The sequence below is a fragment of the Micropruina glycogenica genome, from assembly GCF_900289045.1.
Taxonomy (GTDB): domain Bacteria; phylum Actinomycetota; class Actinomycetes; order Propionibacteriales; family Propionibacteriaceae; genus Micropruina; species Micropruina glycogenica.
In genome coordinates this window covers 853462-871961 of the sequence record NZ_LT985188.1, presented here as the reverse complement: position 1 = coordinate 871961, position 18500 = coordinate 853462, and the positions used below count along the sequence as shown (strand labels likewise).

General features: G+C 67.7%; 21 protein-coding genes. 12 read left to right on the top strand and 9 right to left on the bottom strand.

Going from position 1 to position 18500, the window contains the following annotated elements:
• Positions 1-49: 49 nt before the first annotated feature.
• Together MPLG2_RS04060 and MPLG2_RS04055 are read right to left on the bottom strand one after the other, a co-directional pair.
• Positions 50-712 (bottom strand): DUF305 domain-containing protein, encoded by a 663-nt coding sequence (locus MPLG2_RS04060; RefSeq protein ID WP_105185043.1) that lies wholly within the window; start codon positions 710-712, stop codon positions 50-52.
• Between the two features lie 94 nt (positions 713-806).
• On the bottom strand, positions 807-1280 hold the full coding sequence (locus tag MPLG2_RS04055) for a DUF6153 family protein (RefSeq protein WP_105185042.1): 474 nt from the start codon (positions 1278-1280) through the stop codon (positions 807-809).
• 86 nt (positions 1281-1366) lie between these two features.
• On the opposite strand from MPLG2_RS04055, the gene MPLG2_RS04050 reads away from it, so the two are divergent.
• The 7 genes from MPLG2_RS04050 to MPLG2_RS04020 all read left to right on the top strand — a co-directional run bounded on the left by MPLG2_RS04050 (position 1367) and on the right by MPLG2_RS04020 (position 10248).
• Positions 1367-1600 carry a heavy-metal-associated domain-containing protein gene (locus MPLG2_RS04050; protein ID WP_105185041.1) on the top strand — a complete coding sequence of 78 codons (234 nt, stop codon included), beginning with the start codon at positions 1367-1369 and terminating at the stop codon, positions 1598-1600.
• Between the two features lie 106 nt (positions 1601-1706).
• A complete protein-coding gene (locus tag MPLG2_RS04045) occupies positions 1707-2546 on the top strand; it encodes a hypothetical protein (RefSeq protein WP_105185040.1) in 840 nt (279 codons plus the stop codon).
• A 58-nt stretch (positions 2547-2604) separates the two neighbouring features.
• On the top strand, positions 2605-4923 hold the full coding sequence (locus tag MPLG2_RS04040) for a heavy metal translocating P-type ATPase (protein WP_105185039.1): 2319 nt from the start codon (positions 2605-2607) through the stop codon (positions 4921-4923).
• Positions 4920-7091 (top strand): heavy metal translocating P-type ATPase, encoded by a 2172-nt coding sequence (locus MPLG2_RS04035; protein ID WP_105185038.1) that lies wholly within the window; start codon positions 4920-4922, stop codon positions 7089-7091. Before MPLG2_RS04040 ends, MPLG2_RS04035 begins: the two co-directional genes overlap by 4 nt.
• A 22-nt stretch (positions 7092-7113) precedes the next feature.
• On the top strand, positions 7114-7440 hold the full coding sequence (locus MPLG2_RS04030; protein WP_105185037.1) for a metal-sensitive transcriptional regulator: 327 nt from the start codon (positions 7114-7116) through the stop codon (positions 7438-7440).
• Between the two features lie 424 nt (positions 7441-7864).
• Positions 7865-9073, top strand: coding sequence for an adenine-specific methyltransferase EcoRI family protein (locus MPLG2_RS04025; RefSeq protein WP_105185036.1), 1209 nt, complete (start codon positions 7865-7867; stop codon positions 9071-9073).
• Positions 9070-10248 (top strand): HNH endonuclease family protein, encoded by a 1179-nt coding sequence (locus MPLG2_RS04020; RefSeq protein ID WP_105185035.1) that lies wholly within the window; start codon positions 9070-9072, stop codon positions 10246-10248. The genes MPLG2_RS04025 and MPLG2_RS04020 overlap by 4 nt, the downstream gene beginning before the upstream one ends.
• Before the next feature lie 17 nt (positions 10249-10265).
• Here MPLG2_RS04020 and MPLG2_RS04015 read toward each other — a convergent pair whose 3' ends face one another.
• Entirely contained in the window at positions 10266-10472 is a 207-nt protein-coding gene (locus tag MPLG2_RS04015) for a hypothetical protein (protein WP_158680862.1), read from the bottom strand.
• 95 nt (positions 10473-10567) lie between these two features.
• Between MPLG2_RS04015 and MPLG2_RS04010 the strand changes: the two genes are divergently transcribed.
• Entirely contained in the window at positions 10568-11218 is a 651-nt protein-coding gene (locus MPLG2_RS04010) for a recombinase family protein (RefSeq protein WP_105185033.1), read from the top strand.
• On the opposite strand, the gene MPLG2_RS04005 is transcribed toward MPLG2_RS04010, so the two are convergent.
• Positions 11215-11550 (bottom strand): ParA family protein, encoded by a 336-nt coding sequence (locus tag MPLG2_RS04005; RefSeq protein WP_269459180.1) that lies wholly within the window; start codon positions 11548-11550, stop codon positions 11215-11217. The genes MPLG2_RS04010 and MPLG2_RS04005 overlap by 4 nt on opposite strands.
• A gap of 410 nt (positions 11551-11960) precedes the next feature.
• Here MPLG2_RS04005 and MPLG2_RS04000 point away from each other — a divergent pair, with 410 nt between their 5' ends.
• From MPLG2_RS04000 to MPLG2_RS03985, 4 genes are read left to right on the top strand one after another with little or no spacing between them, the layout of a single operon-like run.
• Positions 11961-12875, top strand: coding sequence for an AraC family transcriptional regulator (locus tag MPLG2_RS04000; protein WP_158680861.1), 915 nt, complete (start codon positions 11961-11963; stop codon positions 12873-12875).
• A complete protein-coding gene (locus tag MPLG2_RS03995; protein WP_105185030.1) occupies positions 12872-13327 on the top strand; it encodes an SRPBCC family protein in 456 nt (151 codons plus the stop codon). The genes MPLG2_RS04000 and MPLG2_RS03995 overlap by 4 nt, the downstream gene beginning before the upstream one ends.
• Positions 13327-13731 carry a DUF1801 domain-containing protein gene (locus tag MPLG2_RS03990; protein ID WP_105185029.1) on the top strand — a complete coding sequence of 135 codons (405 nt, stop codon included), beginning with the start codon at positions 13327-13329 and terminating at the stop codon, positions 13729-13731. Before MPLG2_RS03995 ends, MPLG2_RS03990 begins: the two co-directional genes overlap by 1 nt.
• Positions 13728-14105, top strand: coding sequence for a VOC family protein (locus MPLG2_RS03985; protein ID WP_105185028.1), 378 nt, complete (start codon positions 13728-13730; stop codon positions 14103-14105). The genes MPLG2_RS03990 and MPLG2_RS03985 overlap by 4 nt, the downstream gene beginning before the upstream one ends.
• A 268-nt stretch (positions 14106-14373) precedes the next feature.
• Here the strand turns inward: MPLG2_RS03985 and MPLG2_RS03980 are convergent, their stop codons facing one another.
• From MPLG2_RS03980 to MPLG2_RS03960, 5 genes are all read right to left on the bottom strand, one after another.
• Entirely contained in the window at positions 14374-15111 is a 738-nt protein-coding gene (locus MPLG2_RS03980) for a hypothetical protein (protein ID WP_105185027.1), read from the bottom strand.
• A 33-nt stretch (positions 15112-15144) separates the two neighbouring features.
• Positions 15145-15411 carry a MarR family transcriptional regulator gene (locus MPLG2_RS03975; protein ID WP_105185026.1) on the bottom strand — a complete coding sequence of 89 codons (267 nt, stop codon included), beginning with the start codon at positions 15409-15411 and terminating at the stop codon, positions 15145-15147.
• A gap of 104 nt (positions 15412-15515) precedes the next feature.
• Positions 15516-16337, bottom strand: coding sequence for a hypothetical protein (locus tag MPLG2_RS03970; RefSeq protein ID WP_105185025.1), 822 nt, complete (start codon positions 16335-16337; stop codon positions 15516-15518).
• Between the two features lie 21 nt (positions 16338-16358).
• Positions 16359-17900, bottom strand: a complete 1542-nt coding sequence (locus MPLG2_RS03965; RefSeq protein ID WP_105185024.1) for a DNA cytosine methyltransferase — start codon at positions 17898-17900, stop codon at positions 16359-16361.
• Positions 17900-18499 carry a hypothetical protein gene (locus tag MPLG2_RS03960; RefSeq protein WP_105185023.1) on the bottom strand — a complete coding sequence of 200 codons (600 nt, stop codon included), beginning with the start codon at positions 18497-18499 and terminating at the stop codon, positions 17900-17902. Before MPLG2_RS03960 ends, MPLG2_RS03965 begins: the two co-directional genes overlap by 1 nt.
• Position 18500: the final 1 nt, after the last annotated feature.

The window sequence follows — 18500 nt, the reverse complement described above, 5'->3', positions numbered from 1 at the left end:
CCGGTACCCGAGACCGGTGGGGCGGCTCGGTCGGAGCCGCCCCCAGATGTCACAGTTGATCAAGCAGCTGGTTCATCGTGGTGATCTCCGCCTGCTGGTCGGTGATGATTCTCTTGGCCAACGCGACGGCCTCGGGATTTTGGCCGTTGGCGACTTGTTGCTGGGCCATGGTGATGGCGCCTTGGTGGTGCTTCACCATTCCGGTGAGGAACAGCTTCGCCGCCTCGGTACCGGTGGCTTGCTCGAGGGCGTCCATGTCGGCTTGGTTCATCATCCCGCCGCCCATGTCGTGGTCCATGCCCATGGACGGGCTGGGGTTTTGGCCCCAGCCGGCGAGCCAGCCGCTCATCTGGGCGATCTCGGGTCCCTGCTCGGCCTTGATCTGCTGGGCGAGGTCGGTGACCTTCGGGTCGATGCCGTCCTTGGCGAGGAGGATGTCGCTCATCTCGATGGCCTGCTGGTGGTGCGGGATCATCATCTGGGCGAACATCACGTCGGCGTTGTTGTGCGGGCCGGCGGCGGGCGTGCCGGACGCCGAGGATGCCGGCGACCCGGCCGGGGTGGCGGCTGCCGGGCTGGCGGACCCGTGGTCCATGCCGGGCATGGTGCCCATGTCGTTGTTGCTGCAGCCGGCGAGGCCGGTGACAACAGCCGCGATCGAGGCGGCGATGGTCAGCCGGAGTCCGGCTCGGACGGTGAAGTTGGCGTGCATAGGTGTTCCTCCTGCTGAGTGCGGTACATGACATGACGCGGCAGCACCCGCGCACACCGTGGGGGTTGCCCAGGCGCGGGTGACTGTGTGTCGGTCAGGTCCGGCTGACCGACAGCTCTAGCAGGCTCAGTGGTTCTCGCCCCCACCGTGGCGAGAGCGGCCGCGGTGCGGTAGGGAGTCGCGGTAGCAGCACACCGCGCCAGGCCGTAGGCGGCCGCAACGCCCAGCCCAGGGCCAGCAGGATCAAGGCGGCCAGACAGGTCAACGCCATGACGTGGTGCTCAGGACAGCCAGCACATCCGTCTCCGACGCCGGTGGTTTGCTGCTGCCCTGGGACTGGCTGGGCAGCGTGACCGGGAAGGTCGCCCGAATGCTGGAGCTGGTCCACCTGGTGGTCGTGCCGCTCGGGCGAGCCGACGATCGCGGCGGCGGTCTGGGTGGTGGGTTGGGCTGCGGTGTGGTTGACGGAGAGCTGGTGCATGGCCAGCAAGCTCAGCGTGAGGGCCACCACGACCGCCAACAGCAGCAGCTGCTGCCGCCGGCCGGTAACCGGTGTGGCCAGACTCATGGTTCTCACCGTACCCAGGGTTGCCCGGAATACCCACAGGGGGTAGCATCGGTTATACCCTAGGGGGGTAACGAAGAGGAGATCGCATGACGACGACAGAGTTCCAGGTGACCGGGATGACCTGCGGGCATTGCGAGCAGGCCGTGTCCCAGGAGGTGGGCCAGATCGCCGGCGTCGCCGCCGTCGAGGTGAGTGCCGCTACCGGTCGGCTGCTGGTGACGACCGATGTGACGACCGACGTGACCGCTGGTGACGTGGTCACTGACGAGCAGGTGCTGGCGGCGGTCGACGACGCCGGCTACACCGCGATTCGGCGCTGATGAACACGCCGGTGCGGCTGCTGGCCTCCGCCGCGGTGTTGGTGGTGGTGTTCGCGCTCGCTCTGATCGGCGGCCGGACCCTGCTACCCGCCGGCCTGGCTCAGGCGTGGCAGGGCCGCACCGGCAACACCCCGAGCACCGGCACCGCCGACCACAGCGAGGGGACACCGAGGCCGGTCACGATCCGACGGGCGGCGCGCACGGCGAGGAGCCGGCCGGGCCTGACGCCGCACCGGACGCGGTCCGTGGACTGTCGGTCGCTCAGAACGGCTACCAACTGGAGGCGCTGTCGGCGCCGCGGCGGGTCGGCCAGGACGGCACGCTGACGTTTCGGCTGACCGGCCCCGACGGGCGGCCGGTGACCGACTACACCACCGCCCACGACAAGGATCTACACCTGATCGTGGTCCGCACCGACGGCACCCGGTTCCGGCACGTCCACCCGACCATGGACGGTGAGGGGACCTGGTCGCTGCCGTGGCGGTGGACCGTCGCGGGCAGCTACCGAGTGTTCGCCGACTTTGTGCCCGCCGCCACCGGGGAGACGTTGACGCTGACCAGCACCGTCGAGGTTGCCGGGACCGTGCAGCCGGCCCCGCTGGGCCCGGACCGCACCCGCACTGCCGTGGACGGCTTCACCGTCACTGTGGACGGTGCTCCGGTCACTGGGGGGAGCGCCGAGCTGCGGTTCACGGTCACCCGGGACGGGACACCGGTGCCGCTGCAGCCCTTCCTCGGGGCGGCCGGACATCTAGTAGCGCTGCGGACGGGTGACCTGGCTTACCTGCACGTGCACCCGATGGACGACTCGGCCGGCCGTTCCCCGTCCGACCCTCAGGTGGTGTTCACGGCTGAGGCGCCCACGCCTGGCCGGTACCTGCTGTATCTGGACTTCCAGGTCGACGGGCAGGTCCACACCGCCACCTTCACCACCACCGCCCGATAGCAGCGCCGCCCGATAGCAGCGCCACCCGCTGAGACACCACAGAGTTGAGAGGCGAGATATGAGCACCGGCTTCCAGCCGCCGCAGGCGCTGGGCCACATCGAGCTCCAAATCGGCGGAATGACCTGCGCGTCGTGCGCGATGCGGATCGAGAAGAAGCTGAACAAGCTCGACGGGGTCTCCGCGACCGTCAACTACGCCACCGAGAAGGCCCAGGTCACCGCGCCCGGCGACGTCGACGTGCCGAGCCTGGTCACCACCCTGATCGGCGAGGTGGAGAAGGCCGGCTACACCGCTACCGTCCCCACCCCGCCGGCCGACCAGAGTCCCGACGACCAGGACCGGCCGCCGGCTGACGGAGAGCTGGAGACGCTGCGGCACCGCCTGATCACCAGCGTGGTGTTGACCGTGCCGGTGGTGGCGCTGGCGATGGTCCCGGCGTGGCAGTTCACCTATTGGCAGTGGCTGTCGCTGACCCTGGCCGCGCCGGTGGTGGTGTGGGGGGCGTGGCCGTTCCACCGAGCCGCGTGGACCAACCTGCGCCACGGCGCGGCGACCATGGACACTCTGATTTCGGTGGGCACCCTGGCCGCCTTGAGTTGGTCGCTGTACGCACTGTTCTTCGGCACCGCCGGCCAGCCGGGCATGACCCACCCGTTCACGCTGACCGTGCAGCCTGGCGACGGGTCCGGCAACATCTACCTGGAGGTCGCCGCCGGCGTCACCACGTTCGTGCTGGCTGGCCGCTACTTCGAGAAGCGGTCCAAGCGGCAGGCCGGCGCCGCGCTACGGGCCCTGCTGGACCTCGGCGCCAAGGACGTCGCCGTCCTCCGCGGCCGATCCGAGGCGGTGGTGGAGAGCCGGATCCCGCTCGACCAGCTCGCCGTCGGTGACGAGTTCGTGGTCCGTCCCGGCGAGAAGATCGCCACCGACGGAACCGTCGTCTCCGGCCGTAGCGCGGTCGACGCCTCCATGCTGACCGGGGAGTCGGTGCCGGTCGAGGTCGGCCCGGGCGACACCGTGGTTGGTGCCACCGTCAACGCCGGCGGCCGGCTGGTCGTGCGCGCCACCCGGATCGGCGGCGACACCCAACTGGCCCAGATGGCCCGGCTGGTCGAGGCCGCACAGTCCGGCAAAGCCGACGTGCAGCGGCTGGCCGACCGGGTCTCCGGAGTGTTCGTGCCGATCGTGATCGGTATCGCCATCGGCACCCTCGGCGCCTGGATCGGCGCCGGATTCCCGCTCGAGGCAGCGTTCACCGCCGCCGTGGCGGTGCTGATCATCGCCTGCCCCTGCGCCCTCGGCCTGGCCACCCCCACCGCGCTGCTGGTCGGCACCGGCCGCGGCGCGCAGCTCGGCATCTTGATCAAGGGCCCGGAGGTGCTGGAGTCGACCCGCCGCGTCGACACGATCGTGCTGGACAAGACCGGCACCGTCACCACCGGCACCATGACTCTCCTCGACGTGCACGCGAGTCCGGGGGTCGACTCGGGGCAGCTGCTCCAAGTCGCCGGCGCCGTCGAGGACGGTTCGGAACACCCGATCGCCCGCGCCATCGCGACCGTTGCCAAAAAGGCCGGGCCGCTGCCTCCCGCCGAGAACTTCATCAACCTCGAAGGCCGTGGCGTGGAGGCCACAGTCACCGTCGGCGACCAGCGGCTGCCGGTCCTGGTGGGCCGGGCATCCCTGCTCACCGACCGCGGCATCACGGTCCCCGCCGCGGTGGAGGCCGCTCGCACCGCCGCCGAGCAGGCCGGCCAGACCGCCGTGCTGGTGGCCTGGCAGGGCAGGGCCCAAGGTGTCCTCACCGTCGCCGACGCGGTCAAAGACACCAGCGCCGACGCCATCACCCAGCTGAGACAGCTCGGTCTCACGCCGGTGTTGTTGACCGGGGACAACGCCACCGTCGCCTGCCAGGTCGCCGACCAGGTCGGCATCGACGAGGTGGTCGCCGAGGTGCTGCCGGCCGACAAGGTCGCCGTCATCGAGCGCCTGCAGGCCGACGGCAAGACGGTGGCCATGGTCGGCGACGGCGTCAACGACGCCCCCGCCCTGGCCCAGGCCGACCTCGGCCTGGCCATGGGCACCGGCACCGACGCCGCCATCGAGGCCGCCGACCTGACCCTGGTCAGCGGCGACCTCCGCGCCGCCGGTGACGCCATCCGGCTGGCCCGCCGCACCCTGGCCACCATCAAGGGCAACCTGTTCTGGGCGTTCGCCTACAACGTCGCCGCCATCCCGCTGGCCGCGGTCGGCCTGCTCAGCCCCATGCTGGCCGGCGCCGCGATGGCCTTCTCCAGCGTCTTCGTGGTCTCCAACAGCCTCCGGCTGCGGACCTTCCAACCCACCAACCGCACCACCGCGGAGGTAACCCCATGAACCACCCCGACCGGCACACCCGCACCGATCACCCCGACGTTGATCATCACGACGACGCACAGGTCGCCCCGGTCCACCACACCGGGCACCAAGACCACGGCGGCCAAGCCGGACACCAAGACCACACCGCGCACGGCGGGCACGGCGGGCACGGTGATCACGTCGGCCAGTTCCGACTGTTCTGGATCATGCTGATCCTGGCGGTGCCGGTCATCGTGTTCTCGCCGATGTTCGCGATGCTGCTCGGCTACCGGCTGCCGGATCTGGCCTGGATCGGTTGGGTCACCCCGGTGCTCGGCACTGTTATGTACGGGTGGGGTGGCCGGCCGTTCCTGACCGGCGCCGTCGCCGAATTCCGCGCCCGCCAGCCAGGGATGATGCTGCTGATCGGCCTGGCCATCACCGTCGCCTTCGTCGCCTCCTGGGGCGCCAGCCTCGGCGTGCTGCACCACGAGCTGGACTTCTGGTGGGAACTGGCCCTGCTGATCGTGATCATGCTGCTCGGCCACTGGATCGAGATGCGGTCCCTGGCCCAGACCACCTCCGCCTTGGACTCGTTGGCCGCGCTGCTGCCCGATCAGGCCGAACGCGTCGTCGGCGACGACATCGAGATGGTGTCCCCGGCCGACCTGCAGCTTGGTGACCTGGTCGTGGTGCGGCCCGGCGGCCGGGTCCCCGCCGACGGCCGGATCCAGTCCGGCAGCGCCAGCATGGACGAGTCGATGATCACCGGGGAGTCCAAGCCGGTCCGCCGCAACGAGGGTGACGCCGTCGTCGCCGGCACCGTGGCCACCGACTCTGGTGTCCGGGTTCAGATCACCGCCGTCGGCGAGGACACCGCCCTCGCCGGCATCCAGCGGCTCGTCACCGAAGCCCAGAACTCCTCCTCGAGAGCCCAACGGATCGCCGACCGGGCCGCCGCCTGGCTGTTCTGGTTCGCCCTCATCGCCGGCATCATCACCGCGGTTGTGTGGACCCTGCTCGGCCTGCCCGACCAGGCCGTCATCCGCACCATCACCGTGCTGGTCATCGCCTGCCCCCACGCCCTCGGCCTGGCGATCCCCCTGGTCGTGGCCATCGCCACCGAACGCGCCGCCCGCGGCGGCGTGCTGGTCAAGGACCGGCTCGCGCTGGAGTCGATGCGGACCGTAACCAGTGTCTTGTTCGACAAGACAGGAACCCTCACCAAGGGCCAACCCACCGTCACCGCCCTCCACGCCGTCGGTCACGACCAGGACCAGCTGCTCGCCCTGGCCGCCAGCGCGGAGGCCGACTCCGAACACCCCCTCGCCCGCGCCATCGTGGCCGCCGCCGAGCACCAGCAACTGCCACTGAGCCGGGCGACCGATTTCACGTCCTCGCCCGCAGTCGGCGTCAGCGCCACCGTCGACGGCCACCAGATCCAGGTCGGCGGGCCCAACCTGCTGCAGCAGCACCGCGTCGCCGAGCTCGACGTCGCCGAGCAATGGCGAGCCGACGGCGCGATCATCCTGCACGTCCTCATCGACGGGAACGTCGCCGGTGCGTTGCAGCTGGCCGACGAGGTCCGCAGCGAGTCCCGCGCCGCCGTCCGCGCCCTCCACGACCGCAACATCGAAGTGGTGATGATCACCGGCGACGCCGAAGCCGTCGCCGCCTCCGTCGCCGCGCAACTCGACATCGACCGCTACTTCGCCGGCGTCCGCCCCGAAGACAAGGCGGCCAAGGTCCAGCAGCTGCAATCCGAAGGGCGGCGGGTCGCCATGGTCGGCGACGGCGTCAACGACGCCCCCGCCCTCGCCCAAGCCGACGTCGGCATCGCCATCGGCGCCGGCACCGACGTCGCCATCGCCTCCGCCGGCGTCATCCTGGCCAGCGACGACCCCCGCTCGGTGCTATCGGTGATCGAGCTCTCCCAGGCCAGCTACCGCAAGATGAAGCAGAACCTGTGGTGGGCCGCCGGCTACAACCTGATCTCCGTCCCGCTGGCCGCCGGCGTCCTGGCCCCGATCGGGTTCGTGCTGCCCATGTCGGTCGGCGCCATCCTGATGTCGCTGTCCACCATCGTCGTCGCCCTCAACGCCCAGCTGCTCCGCCGCCTCGACCTGCGACCCGACACCATCGTCCCCAGCCGCCGGCCCGCCGACCCGGCGGTGGAACACCCTACAGTCGGCGCCGCGCATCACTGACACCGCAGAAACGAGATCGACCATGACCACCGACCACGCCGCACCCGCCGCCGAGGCGGCCGACCCGCAGCACGGCTACATCAGCGAGAAGAACCGCTACCTGGCTCGGCTCAAACGGATCGAGGGACAGGCCCGCGGCATCCACCGCATGGTCGAGGAAGAGCAATACTGCATCGACATCCTCACCCAGATCTCCGCGCTCACCGCCGCCCTCGAAGGCGTCGCGCTCGGCCTGCTCGACGACCACCTCCGCCACTGCGTCGTCGACGCCGCCCGCCACGGCGGACCCGAAGCCGACGCCAAGATCAACGAAGCCTCCCAAGCCATCGCCCGACTGGTCCGGTCCTGACCGTCCTCAGTAGACCCGCTCTCACCGGCCAAATAACACTGATAGAACACGGCCAGATTGCGTTGGGACTCACACACCCCGGATTGCCATGCCTCCGCCGTGTCGCGTTTGTCGATCCCTTAGGCCGCAAGGGCCTGTAGTTTTGCTGCCTACTGGGCCGCGGGCGGCCTTGGCGTGGCTGAGGTGTTCGGCGGTGAAGATCTCCGCGAGGGCGCGTTTGGCGCCGGGGTGGGCCGGGCTTGGGTTACGCGATTCAGCAAGTTCGCGATCTTTGTTGAAGCAGCACCACTGCTCACGGGTGGTAGGGAACCCGTCCCGCGGCGACCAAGACCCGAGCACACCCCCACCGCGAGCTGAAGGTCAGCGAGAACCGGTAGCGTGATCGGGACGCCCGACCGTTACAGCAAAGGAGGCCACCTGCAAGATGGCGAACACCAACCTTGTTGCGGCGAAGCGCGCTAAGCAGGACGAGTTCTACACGCAGTGGGCCGACATCGAGCGAGAGATGAACGCCTACCTCGAGTACGACCCCGACGTGTTTCGCGACAAGGTCGTGCTGATGCCGTGCGATGATCCCGAATGGTCGAACTTCGCCAAGTTCTTCGCCCTGCACTTCGTTGACTTCGGCCTGAGGAAGTTGATCTCTACCTCGTACGCACCGGACAGCAACCCGGCCTACGCCCCAGGCAACGAACTCGAACTCGACTATCAGCCCAGCCTGTTCGAGACTCGCAGCGCGGGCTTCGATGCCACCAAGACCCGCAGCAACGGCAAGAAGTTCGTACTGGAGGCCCACGACATCAATGGCGACGGGGTGGTCAACATAGACGACCTGCAGTGGGAGTACCTGAAGGGCGACGGCGACTTCCGCAGCGCCGAGGTGACTGCCTTGCGTGATGAGGCGGACATCGTTGTTACCAACCCGCCGTTCAGCCTCTGGCGTCAGTTCATAACCTGGGTTGTCGCAGGGAACAAGACGTTTTCGATCATCGGCAGCAACAATGCCACCACCTACGTCGAAGTCTTCCCGTTGATCAAGGGCAACCAACTCTGGAAAGGCGCCACAGCCAACAACACCGACATGGTGTTCGGTGTGCCCAAGGGCACGGACATCGCCGAGGCTGATCGGTCGAAGGCTGCACGATTGGGATACCCGTCAACCGACGTGCATGACTTCACCCGGCTCGGGAACTCGTGCTGGTTCACCAACATCGAACACGGCCGGCGCCACGAGCCGCTCGTGTTGATGACTATGGCCGACAACGTGAAGTACTCCAAGCACAAGGACGTCAGGGGTGCCGAGTATCAGAGGTACTACAACTTCGCCGAGGCGATCGAGGTCCCCTACGTGGACGCCATCCCGTCGGACTTCGACGGTGTCATGGGGGTGCCCATCACTTTCTTGGACAAGTACAACCCCGATCAGTTCCAGATCCTGGCCCATGGCGACGACATGGAAGCGCTGCGCCAGCTCGGCGTCAAGACACTCGGGAAGGACTTCGTCAACACCTACTACGCCCAGGGCGGCACTGGAGCCAACAGCCACGGACACCGTCGGCTCGGCCTCACCGAACCGAACTACAGAACTGCTTTCAAGCGCATAATGATCCGCCGACGGAAGGCTGAATCATGAAGACCGAGCTTCGGCACTACACCGTTGCCAAGGTCCTCGCAGGTTTCGTTTACAACGAGTTCGAGGGCAAGGGGTTGTTCGGCCTGGCCGGTGACCTGGTGATCCAGCCGGAGTACCAGCGGCACTACATCTACGGCGACGGCAAGCACGACGTCGCGGTGATCGACTCGCTGCTCAAGGGCTACCCGTTGGGGTTGATCTATTTCGTCAACACCAACAGCGACGTCGGCGCTCAGCTTGAGGTGCTGGATGGTCAGCAGCGGATCACCAGTGTCGGCAGGTTCGTCACCGGCAAGTTCGCCATCAAGGTGGCCGGCAAGCACCAGACCTTCTCCTCGCTGCCCGTGGAGAAGCAGCAGCTGATCCTCGACAGTGAGTTGCTGGTCTACGTGTGCGCGGGCGTCGAGGCCGAGATCAAGGAGTGGTTCCAGACCATCAACATGGTCGGTGTGCCGCTGAACGCCCAGGAGCTGCGCAACGCTATCTACTCGGGGCCGTTCGTCACCGCGGCCAAGGCCGAGTTCTCGCGCAGCAACAATGCGCTGCAGCAGAAGTGGGCGGCTTACGTGAAGGGCGTGGTGAACCGCCAGGAGGTGCTGGCGGTCGCTTTGGACTGGGTCGCATCCGGGCACGGTCAGAGCATCGACGCTTACATGGCCGCGCATCGGCACGACACCTCGATCGCCGAACTCCAGACGTACTTCACCTCGGTGATCGATTGGATCGACTCGGTGTTCATCGCCAGCCCGGACAAGGCGATGCAGGGGCTGGATTGGGACCGGCTGTATCGGACCTACCACCACAAGGCGTACAACCCGGCCACCGTCGACGCCGACGTGCAGGCGCTCCTGAGCGACCTGGCGGTCACCAACAAGCGCGGAATCTACGAGTACGTCCTAGCCGGCAAGACCAACCCGCAACTCCTGGACGTGCGCATCTTCTCGGCCGCCACCAAACGCGAGGCCTACGCCCGCCAGACCGCCGCCGCCAAGCCCGCGGACAAGTCGAACTGCCCGCTGTGTGCCGCCGGCACCAACAACAACGCGACACGCATCTACGCGCTGAAGGAGATGGAAGCCGACCACGTCACGGCCTGGTCCAAGGGCGGAGCAACGATGCTCGACAACTGCGAGATGCTCTGCGTGCCGCACAACCGCTCCAAGGGCAACCGCTAGCACAGCAACCCCCGTCCTCAGCCAGGTACATCGTTGGCGGGCCGAAGTAGCGAACCCAGGACATCGGCGAGGGCCGGGTCACCATCGTCGTCAATCATCGCGACCCTGCCCCACCATGTGCCGTTGCGGTTCACCCAGGACACCAGCAGGCCGGGTGCCTCGCTGCCGTTAACTTGGCGCACCCACACATGCTGCCCGTTGGGGATGATCCGGCGTGCCTCCACACCGGTCATCTATACCGTGCAGCAGCGACGTTTCCGTTGACGGCTGGGATTGGGACAGCACCCACGGAGGCGCCGAGCACGGGCACGATGCTGCGATGTACCCGGAGACGTCACCGACGACGCCCATCGAGGTCGGCCACGGTCACACCCTGGCCGCCGGCGAGCAGGCGTCCGCGCGGCCGTGCCGCACCAGACCGCCGAAGCTGGTCGGATACGCCCGCGCCCTGCTCGACCCGGCCGATCTACGCACAGCAGTGGCTGAGCTCAACCAGCTCGGCGTCCACTCCGAGAACATCTACCTTGACCAGGCGGCCGCCGGCGGAGCGGGCGATGACGGCATCCAAGCTGCGCTGCAGGCACTGCGGGTCCGTGACACCCTCGTGGTGGCCAACCTGACCCGGCTCGGCCGCAGCCTGGCCGCGATCACCGAGTTGATCGACCAGCTGGGCGATCGCGGTGCCGGTCTGAACGTCGGTGGCGAGTTGTTCGACACGCTCCCCCAGCTTCAGGTCCTGAAGATGCTCACCCAGTTCCAGGTCGACCTGGTCGAGCGAGCCTTGGTCGACGCCGAGTGGGTACACAGCAGGCGCACCGACATGCGGAAGCCGCACCATCGCGTCGATGCGGTACAGAGCGTGTGGCTGCAGCAGCTGTACGACGCCGGCATGCCCCGACTTCAGCTGGGCGAACACTTTGGCGTCAGCAGGGCTACCGTGTTCCGCGTCGCTAACCCAGCAGTCAGCTAGATGGTGAAGGGGCTGATCGAGCCAGGGCAGTCGATGAACACGACGTCCGCCTGGACGTCGGCGAGCGCCCGTTTGAGCCGTTGCTCGGGGCCGAGCAGCTTGCTCAGCTCGACCATGTCGCCGTCGAGGCTGGGCGCTGCGGGGACGAGTTGGACGCCGGGCACGTTGGTGTCGGGGGTGGCGTCGGCGAGCGTGACCCGGCCGAGCATCACCGCGCCGGTGTCGAGTTCGACGTCGTTGGGGTCGATGCCGAACCATTCGGTGGCCGTGGCTTGGGGGTCGCCGTCGACGACCAGGACGCTGCGGCCCCGGGCGCCCAGGATGGCGGCCAGGGAGACCAGGGGTGGTTGTTTTGCCGGCCGATCCTGCGGCGGTGGGTACGGCGATGACGCGGCTCACCAGAGGGTCGCCTCGCCAACGGGTTTGCGGGCCATGGCCAGTTGTTGGCTTCCCACTCCCTCGGCTCGTAGCCGGCCAGTCGTCGAAGGTCGTCGTAGTAGACGACGCTGGTCGCGTCCCATGTGGGTGCCCAGTTGGGGTGCTCGTGGTGCTGGTTCTCGCGGACTGCCCAGACCTGGACCCACGCCAGGTGCTCGCGGGCGGCGTCGCTTTCGGTGCTATCGGCTTGGGCGTGCCCCAGTCGATTCGCAAGAAATGTCGAGACGTCGAGCACCCTCGCTCGTAGATTCGATGCGTGTCTGCACCTCTACTCCCGTCGACCACTCGGCGGCATGAGGAGTGCGTGAGTCGAGCGCTCCACTGGGTGGAAGAGCGACTCGAGGAGCCGGTGACGCTTGCCGACATCGCGGCGGTCGCCGGTCTCTCCCCGCATCATTTCCATCGGATATTTCGTGCTGTTGTGGGCGAGAGCCCGAAGGCGCATCTGCGGAAATTGCGGCTCGAGCGAGCGGTCTATCGACTCAAGGTGAGCAGCGATACGGTGCTGGACATCGCGTTGGAGTCCGGGTTCGCTACGCCCGAGACTTTCACCCGAGCTTTCGTCAGACGCTTCGAGCTCAGCCCTTCGGAGTACCGGGGGATGGTGCGGGCCTATCGCGAGTATGTGGACGTGGCGCAGCAGAGCAAGACACTTGAGGGTTTCGCGGCGGAAACGCCGCTCACTCTACGTTTCGATCTCGACGCGTCACCCGTGTGGATGGAGCGCACCCCCGAATGGCACCTGCTCGTGCTGCGGCATCGCGGGTACGGCGGCCTCGGCATCGGACATCCTTCGCTCGAGCCCTGGAAGCAGCTGCGCGAATTCGCGACCGCGAGCGGCATCCCACACGAATCTGATCGTCTGGTAGGGATCACACGCGACGACCCCTATGTCGTTGATGAAGACCAGATCCGTTTCGACGCCGCACTGTTGATCCCGGGTCCGGTAGACCCGCCTCGCCCCTTTACGTACCGCACGATGCCGGCTCAGCTGTGCGTCGTGCATCGACATACGGGCGGTTCTGAGCAGATAGCGAAGACCTTCGCCGCTATCGGCGTGCGGTGGATGCCCTCAGCAGGGTGGCGTCTCCGCTGCGAATCACCCTTCGAGGTTCATCACGTCGACCAAGCTGTCACCGGCGCTGCCCGCATCAGCGACACCCACGCCTATGTCCCTCTTGAGCACCGACAACATACTCATCCAGAAGGAGCGCCATGATCGGATTTCAGTTCACCGAGCACATCGACAGACCCCCGCTGGACGTGTTCGCCGTCCTGGCAGATCCCACTCGATCGGTCGACTACGTCGAGGGCGTGGTGAGGAGCGTGAAAGTGGCAGACGAGCCCCTTGCCGAGGGGTCCATGATCGAGGAAACCCGTCTCGTGAAAGGCAAGGAATCGACAGGTCGGCTGCGGATCGTCACCCTTGACCCACCGTCGACATTCGCAATCACCAGCGCGGCGGAGGGCATCACTGCTACCTACCGATACCGCCTTCACCCCGAAGCTGCTGGAACTCGCATCGAGTGGACATGCGAGCTCGAAGCGACGGGATTGCGCCGGGTGATGCTTCCCCTCGTAGCCGCGATCTCGAAGAAAGAAGACGGCGACCACCTGGTCCGCCTCAAGGCGTACGTCGAGTCGCAGCACAGAGCCGGGGCCGCATCGTGATGCCCTCCGACACCAGGGTCGAGGAGGCGCTCGATCGCGCCACAGGCCAGCGACGCGAAGAGGTCGCTGAACTCCTCGACCTCTTCGAGGAAGTGGCGCAACGGCCCCCCGTGGTGTGGGCTGATCGGATCGTCGGCTTCGGCCAATACGAGTACACCTACGACAGCGGGCGCGAGGGCATCGCACCCGAGATCGCCTTCGCGTCCGGCGCCAAGCACACGCTCTACCTGGTGGAGGGATTCGCCGAGAGGTGGCCCGATCTGCTCGATCGACTCGGTCCCCATCGCACGAGCACCGCCTGCCTCTACCTCACCCGCTTGTCGGCAGTAGATCGCGATGTGCTGAGGGAGATCCTTGAGCGATCGCTCGCAACCGTTCGCGACGGACGCGAGGCAGACAGATGACCGGATCGGCCCTTGTCCAGGTGGCGCAGAGGGTCCAAGACCTCGAGCGGGCAGCCGCCTTCTACTCCGCGCTCATCAGCTCGCCCCCTGTAGCCGCGTTTAATCCACCGGGGCTCGTGTTCTTTGACCTGGCAGGCGTCCGGTTGCTCCTTGATCGGGAAGCGCCGTCTGCGCTGCTCTATCTCCGTGTCGACGACTTGGAATCGGCGGTCGCGCGCGTCGGCGACCTGGAGATTCTCTCTACGGCGCACCGTATCTTCACCCACGATACGAATACCCTCGGCCCGATCGGGCAAGAGGAGTGGCAGTCGTTCATACGCGACCCCGAGGGAAACACTGTGGGGCTTGTCGAGTTTCGAGACCGGAAGCTTTGAAGGCGAGCCTGGCTTGGGGTCCCCGGTCGTAGATGGTCAGGCGGTTTTCGGTGAGCGAGTTGGCCACTCCGGTGGGTAGGGACTCGGTGACCTCCCGCAGGTGCCACAGCAGCACCTTGACGTTGCCGAGGAGGTCGTAGGCGACTGGGGCGGGGATGGCCGTTGGTGCCGTTCGCGACTCGCGCCAGTCCTTCGCCGGCGGCGCACGCCTGGTCGGCCTGTTCACGGACCCGTTCGCCGTAGCGAACCAGGCTGTCGAGATCACTCTTCATCGTTCCTCCTGAATGGGTGGCTGCGGGTGGCGGATCAGGTGCCACACCGTTTCGCCGGCCTCGTTGGTGCTAGTCCGGTCGAACTGAAGGCCGGGCATGTCCTCGAGGTAGTAGTCCCGTAACGTCTGAACTCGGGTGTCCATCGTGATGACGACCTGGAGCAGGTCGGCCTGCCGGGCGAGTTCGGCGAAGGCTTGCCGTCGGAACGGCCGGGCGGCACCGCGGCCACGGACCCACGCGTAGTGGTCGGTGAGGTTCCACCGGTCGCCGTCCTGGCGGATCAGCTGTGTTCCGGTGGTGGAGAACATGCCGCGCACCCACCCTTTCGCGGGGTGGGTGTTGATCCAGATTCCGACGATCCCTGCGGCCGGGAACACGGCGAGCACGCCGACCAGGAGCACCGTGGCGGTCGGCGTCTCCCCCATCCCGTACAGGACACCGGCGGCGACGATGAGGGTCGTGATGGCGGCGATCAGTACGCCCTTCTTGGCCGGGGCGAGGTTGCGCATTGCCAGGTAGGCCAGTTGCACGACCTGGATCGCGGAGACCCGGTCAATGCCGTTGACGGGTGCGGGGACGGGTGCCTGGCCACCGGTGGCGGCTCGGGAACGGGTGATCATGGACGGTTCCTTCCGGTTGGGGGTGGGTGAGGGTTTGATCAGTTGGTCGCCCTGGAGCGAACCAGTTAGGACGGCGGCGGCCAGGCAGGCCACGGCCAGGATGTGCGCCGCCATGTGAACAGCAGGTTCTTGGCTTGGTCGAGTTCGTCATAGGTCATGGGTGCTCGATTCGGCTCCGGCGTTGCGGGGTCGGTGGCCTCGGCGGCCGCTGCGGTTGCCGGGTCCGGGACGGTTCGCTGCCCAGCTGGTGATGGTCGCCGGATGCCACCATGGCCCGTAGCGGTCCTGGCCGTCCGGTTCAGGCATCTGGCCCCGGGCACGGTAGTTACGCAGGGTGCCTTCGGTGACGCCGAGCTGGTCGGCGATCTCCTTGTACCGCCATTCCGCACCGGGGGGACGCTGTTCACTGTGCATGCCGGTGAGCCTAGAGTGACCGGTTCGCTGAAGTCGCCTCTTTGTCCCCCCACCGCTGCGCGGCCGCCCACGACCCAACACCACAATCATGCTGCGGATGCCGCTCACCACCGGTCCCGATCGGCGCCTTGCGGGGGATACGTCTCGTAGTGGCAAGCCTCCGGCGGGCCCCCTTCGGTGACGGTCCCCGGGATGTTGTCGGCCAGCGTGGGCCAGATGGCACCAGGCGCTGCCCACACCCATCGCGTCAGCCTGGTTGTGAGCGCAGCGGGCATGCCTTGCGGGTCGGCGGTGAGGATCAGACGCGCCGCAACGGCCCGTTGCGTGGCGGTCGCGGGCGGGTGGAGCAGTTCCAGCGCCTGCTGCAGCATCGCCAGCCGGGTCGGGTCGCCGTCGACCAACGCGGGATCGATGTCGTCTCGACGAGAGCTGTGCCATGCCGCCACGATCTGCTCGCACAGCCGTTCGGTCTCGGCGCTGCCTGCCACCTCCGCATTCACCTTCAGCACCCACCGGTTCGTCTGCGCGTCGCGGAAGAACTGGGGGTGGGTGAGCCAGCCCACCGGCCCGTCACCGGCCAGGTACCACCTCGCCCGATGCAGGCAGGCCGGCGGTTGCGGCGAGGGATGGCTGCGATCGGGCCAGTGGGTCACCAGCACTGGCACCACCACCATCGCCAACACCGGCAATATCGCCACCCACCACCAGCCGGAGAGGTTGTCGAAGGTGACGGGGGCGGTCGTCGTCTGTCGTGGGAAGACGTCGGCGACGGAACCGACGAACCTGGGGATCAGGAACGCTGCGGCGGCGACCAGGAAGAAGCCGATGGCGCTGCGGCCGGTCGCGAACCGGCACAAGCCGAGGACCAGCATGGTGAGGGCCAGCAGTGTGAACAGGACGCTGGAGAGTTGGTCGAAGTTGATCATTGGGTGTGATCCCTTCCCGGTTCAGGCTGCTTGGAGGCTGGCTGCGACGGCGGCGACCAGGTCGCGGCCGCATGGTGGGGGGACAGCGTTGCCGGCGAGGATCTGTTGCTCGCGGCGGGTGCCGACCATGACGTAGTTGCCGGGGAAGCCTTGAGCCAGCTTCGATTCGGCGGGTTCGACCATCCTGAAGTACACCTGGTCGAGGTCGATGGTGGGCTGCTCGGCGGCCAGCACGCTGTGCGGGATGGACGCGGTGATGGTGCGGATCGGCTCGGTGGCCGCCGGGGTGACCATCTGGGCGAGCTGGCCGCGCGGGGTGTGGTTGCGCATCAAAAGCGCCGTGGTGTCGCGGGTGGTGACGGTGCGGATCGGTTCGTCGACCGATTGGGCGGTGTCGTTCCAGGTGCCGCCGGCGGGCACCAGCAACGCATGTCGTTCATGGGTGGTGACGGTGCCGATCGGATCACTGACCGGGCGGGTGTCTCCCTTGCCGTAGTAGGCCGTCACCAGGGCGTGGTGGAAGCCGCCGGCGGTAATCGTTGACAGCGGGTCGCTGGCCGGCCGGGTGGTGGAGGTGCCGCGTAGCTCGGCGATGAACGGCGGGGTCGCCAGCCCGGTTTCGTTGCGGGTGGTCATGGTCCGCAGCGGCTCGGTGATGCTGCGTGCGTTCAGCCCGTCGCGGCCCTCCAGCGGCACCGCCAGCGGCCCCCAGTACTTCTCGATGCCGGCCCTGATCCGTTCCATGGTGCGCGGCTTGAGCGGCCGGGTCCGGTCCCCGATCAGGGTGCCGGTGTTGGTCAGGTCAAGGAAGCTTGAGGCGGGCAGCACCACCGGCTCCACCACGTCGTGGCAGACCCGGCACTGGTACAGGTACTGGGCACGGTAGCGGCCAGCGCTCCGGCCCGGCTTCCACGCCTGCTCGCCGGCCACCATCTGCCCGCACCGCTCGCACCAGGCCGGCGGTGCCAGCATGTCGTCCAGGTCGGGTGCCCGGTTGCCGGCCTTCCAGAACACGATGAACACACGATCCCGCGACTGCCCGACCGCCGGCCCCTGCGCCCAGGCGTGCATGGCGTTCAGGCTGACGATCCGATACCGGTAGCCCATCGAGGTCATCGCCAGCAGCCAGGCGTCGAACATCACCCACTGCAGCACCTCGAAAACGTTCTCCACGATGACCGCCTGATAGCGGTGCGCCTCGGTGAACCGGGGCACGTCCCACATGGTCGCCCGGGACCGTTCCGCCGCCTCACTCGGCAACGTCTCACCGAACAGGTCCGGGCCGAACTGCTCCTGCCGTTTCTTGCCGCGCGCCGAGGAATGATGGGTGCATTCGGGTGAGAACCAGCCGATGGTGGCGGCCGGGATGCGGCGCGGGTTGAAGCTCGACAGGTCACACAACACATGCCGGGTCGCGGCATGGTTGCTGGCGTGGGTCTCGATGGCCTTGTCCCAATGGTTCGCCGCGGTCTGCACCCGCACCAGACCGGTCTGCAAAGCACCGGTGGAGGAGCCCCCACCGCCGCAGAAGTAATCGTTCATGGTGATGTCACAGCCGCGCATCACGCCCCCTCCCCCACCACTGTGGGCAGTGCAGCCAGCTCGGCACACAGCCCTGCCGGGTTCAGGAACGGGCGGGCCGCTGCGTCGGCGAGCAGCCGCGCTGGCAGTGTGTGGCCGGCGACGTCGTCACCGGGCACGCCGGCCGGCACGAACACGAGACGCCCCAAAGCGGCCGCATGCGCCGCCTCGATCGCCGCCCCGCCCCGCACCAGGCCGTCGATGATCACCATCGCGTCGCAGTGAGCAGCCAGCACGGACCGGAACTCGGGCGGGCGGTAGCCGGGCTCGGTGTAGTGCCAGCGGATCTGCCCGGCGCCGTGCCAACGGGCCAAGTGCTCATCCATCTCCCGCAGCAGCCCGCCGACCAGGACGCGGCCGTTGTGGTGGGCGGCGAACGCCGCCGGTGGCGGGCCGTACCCGCACGCCGACTGATCGGCCGCTGCCCGCAGCGCCGCGGCCGCGACCCCGTACCCGAACGACACCAGCACGGTGTGGCCGGCCCGGCACAACTCGGCACCCACCAGCTCGGCCAAGGCGACGGCAGCTCCGGTGTCGGCCGACCGTCGACCCACCACCGCCACCCGCAACGCCGCACCCATC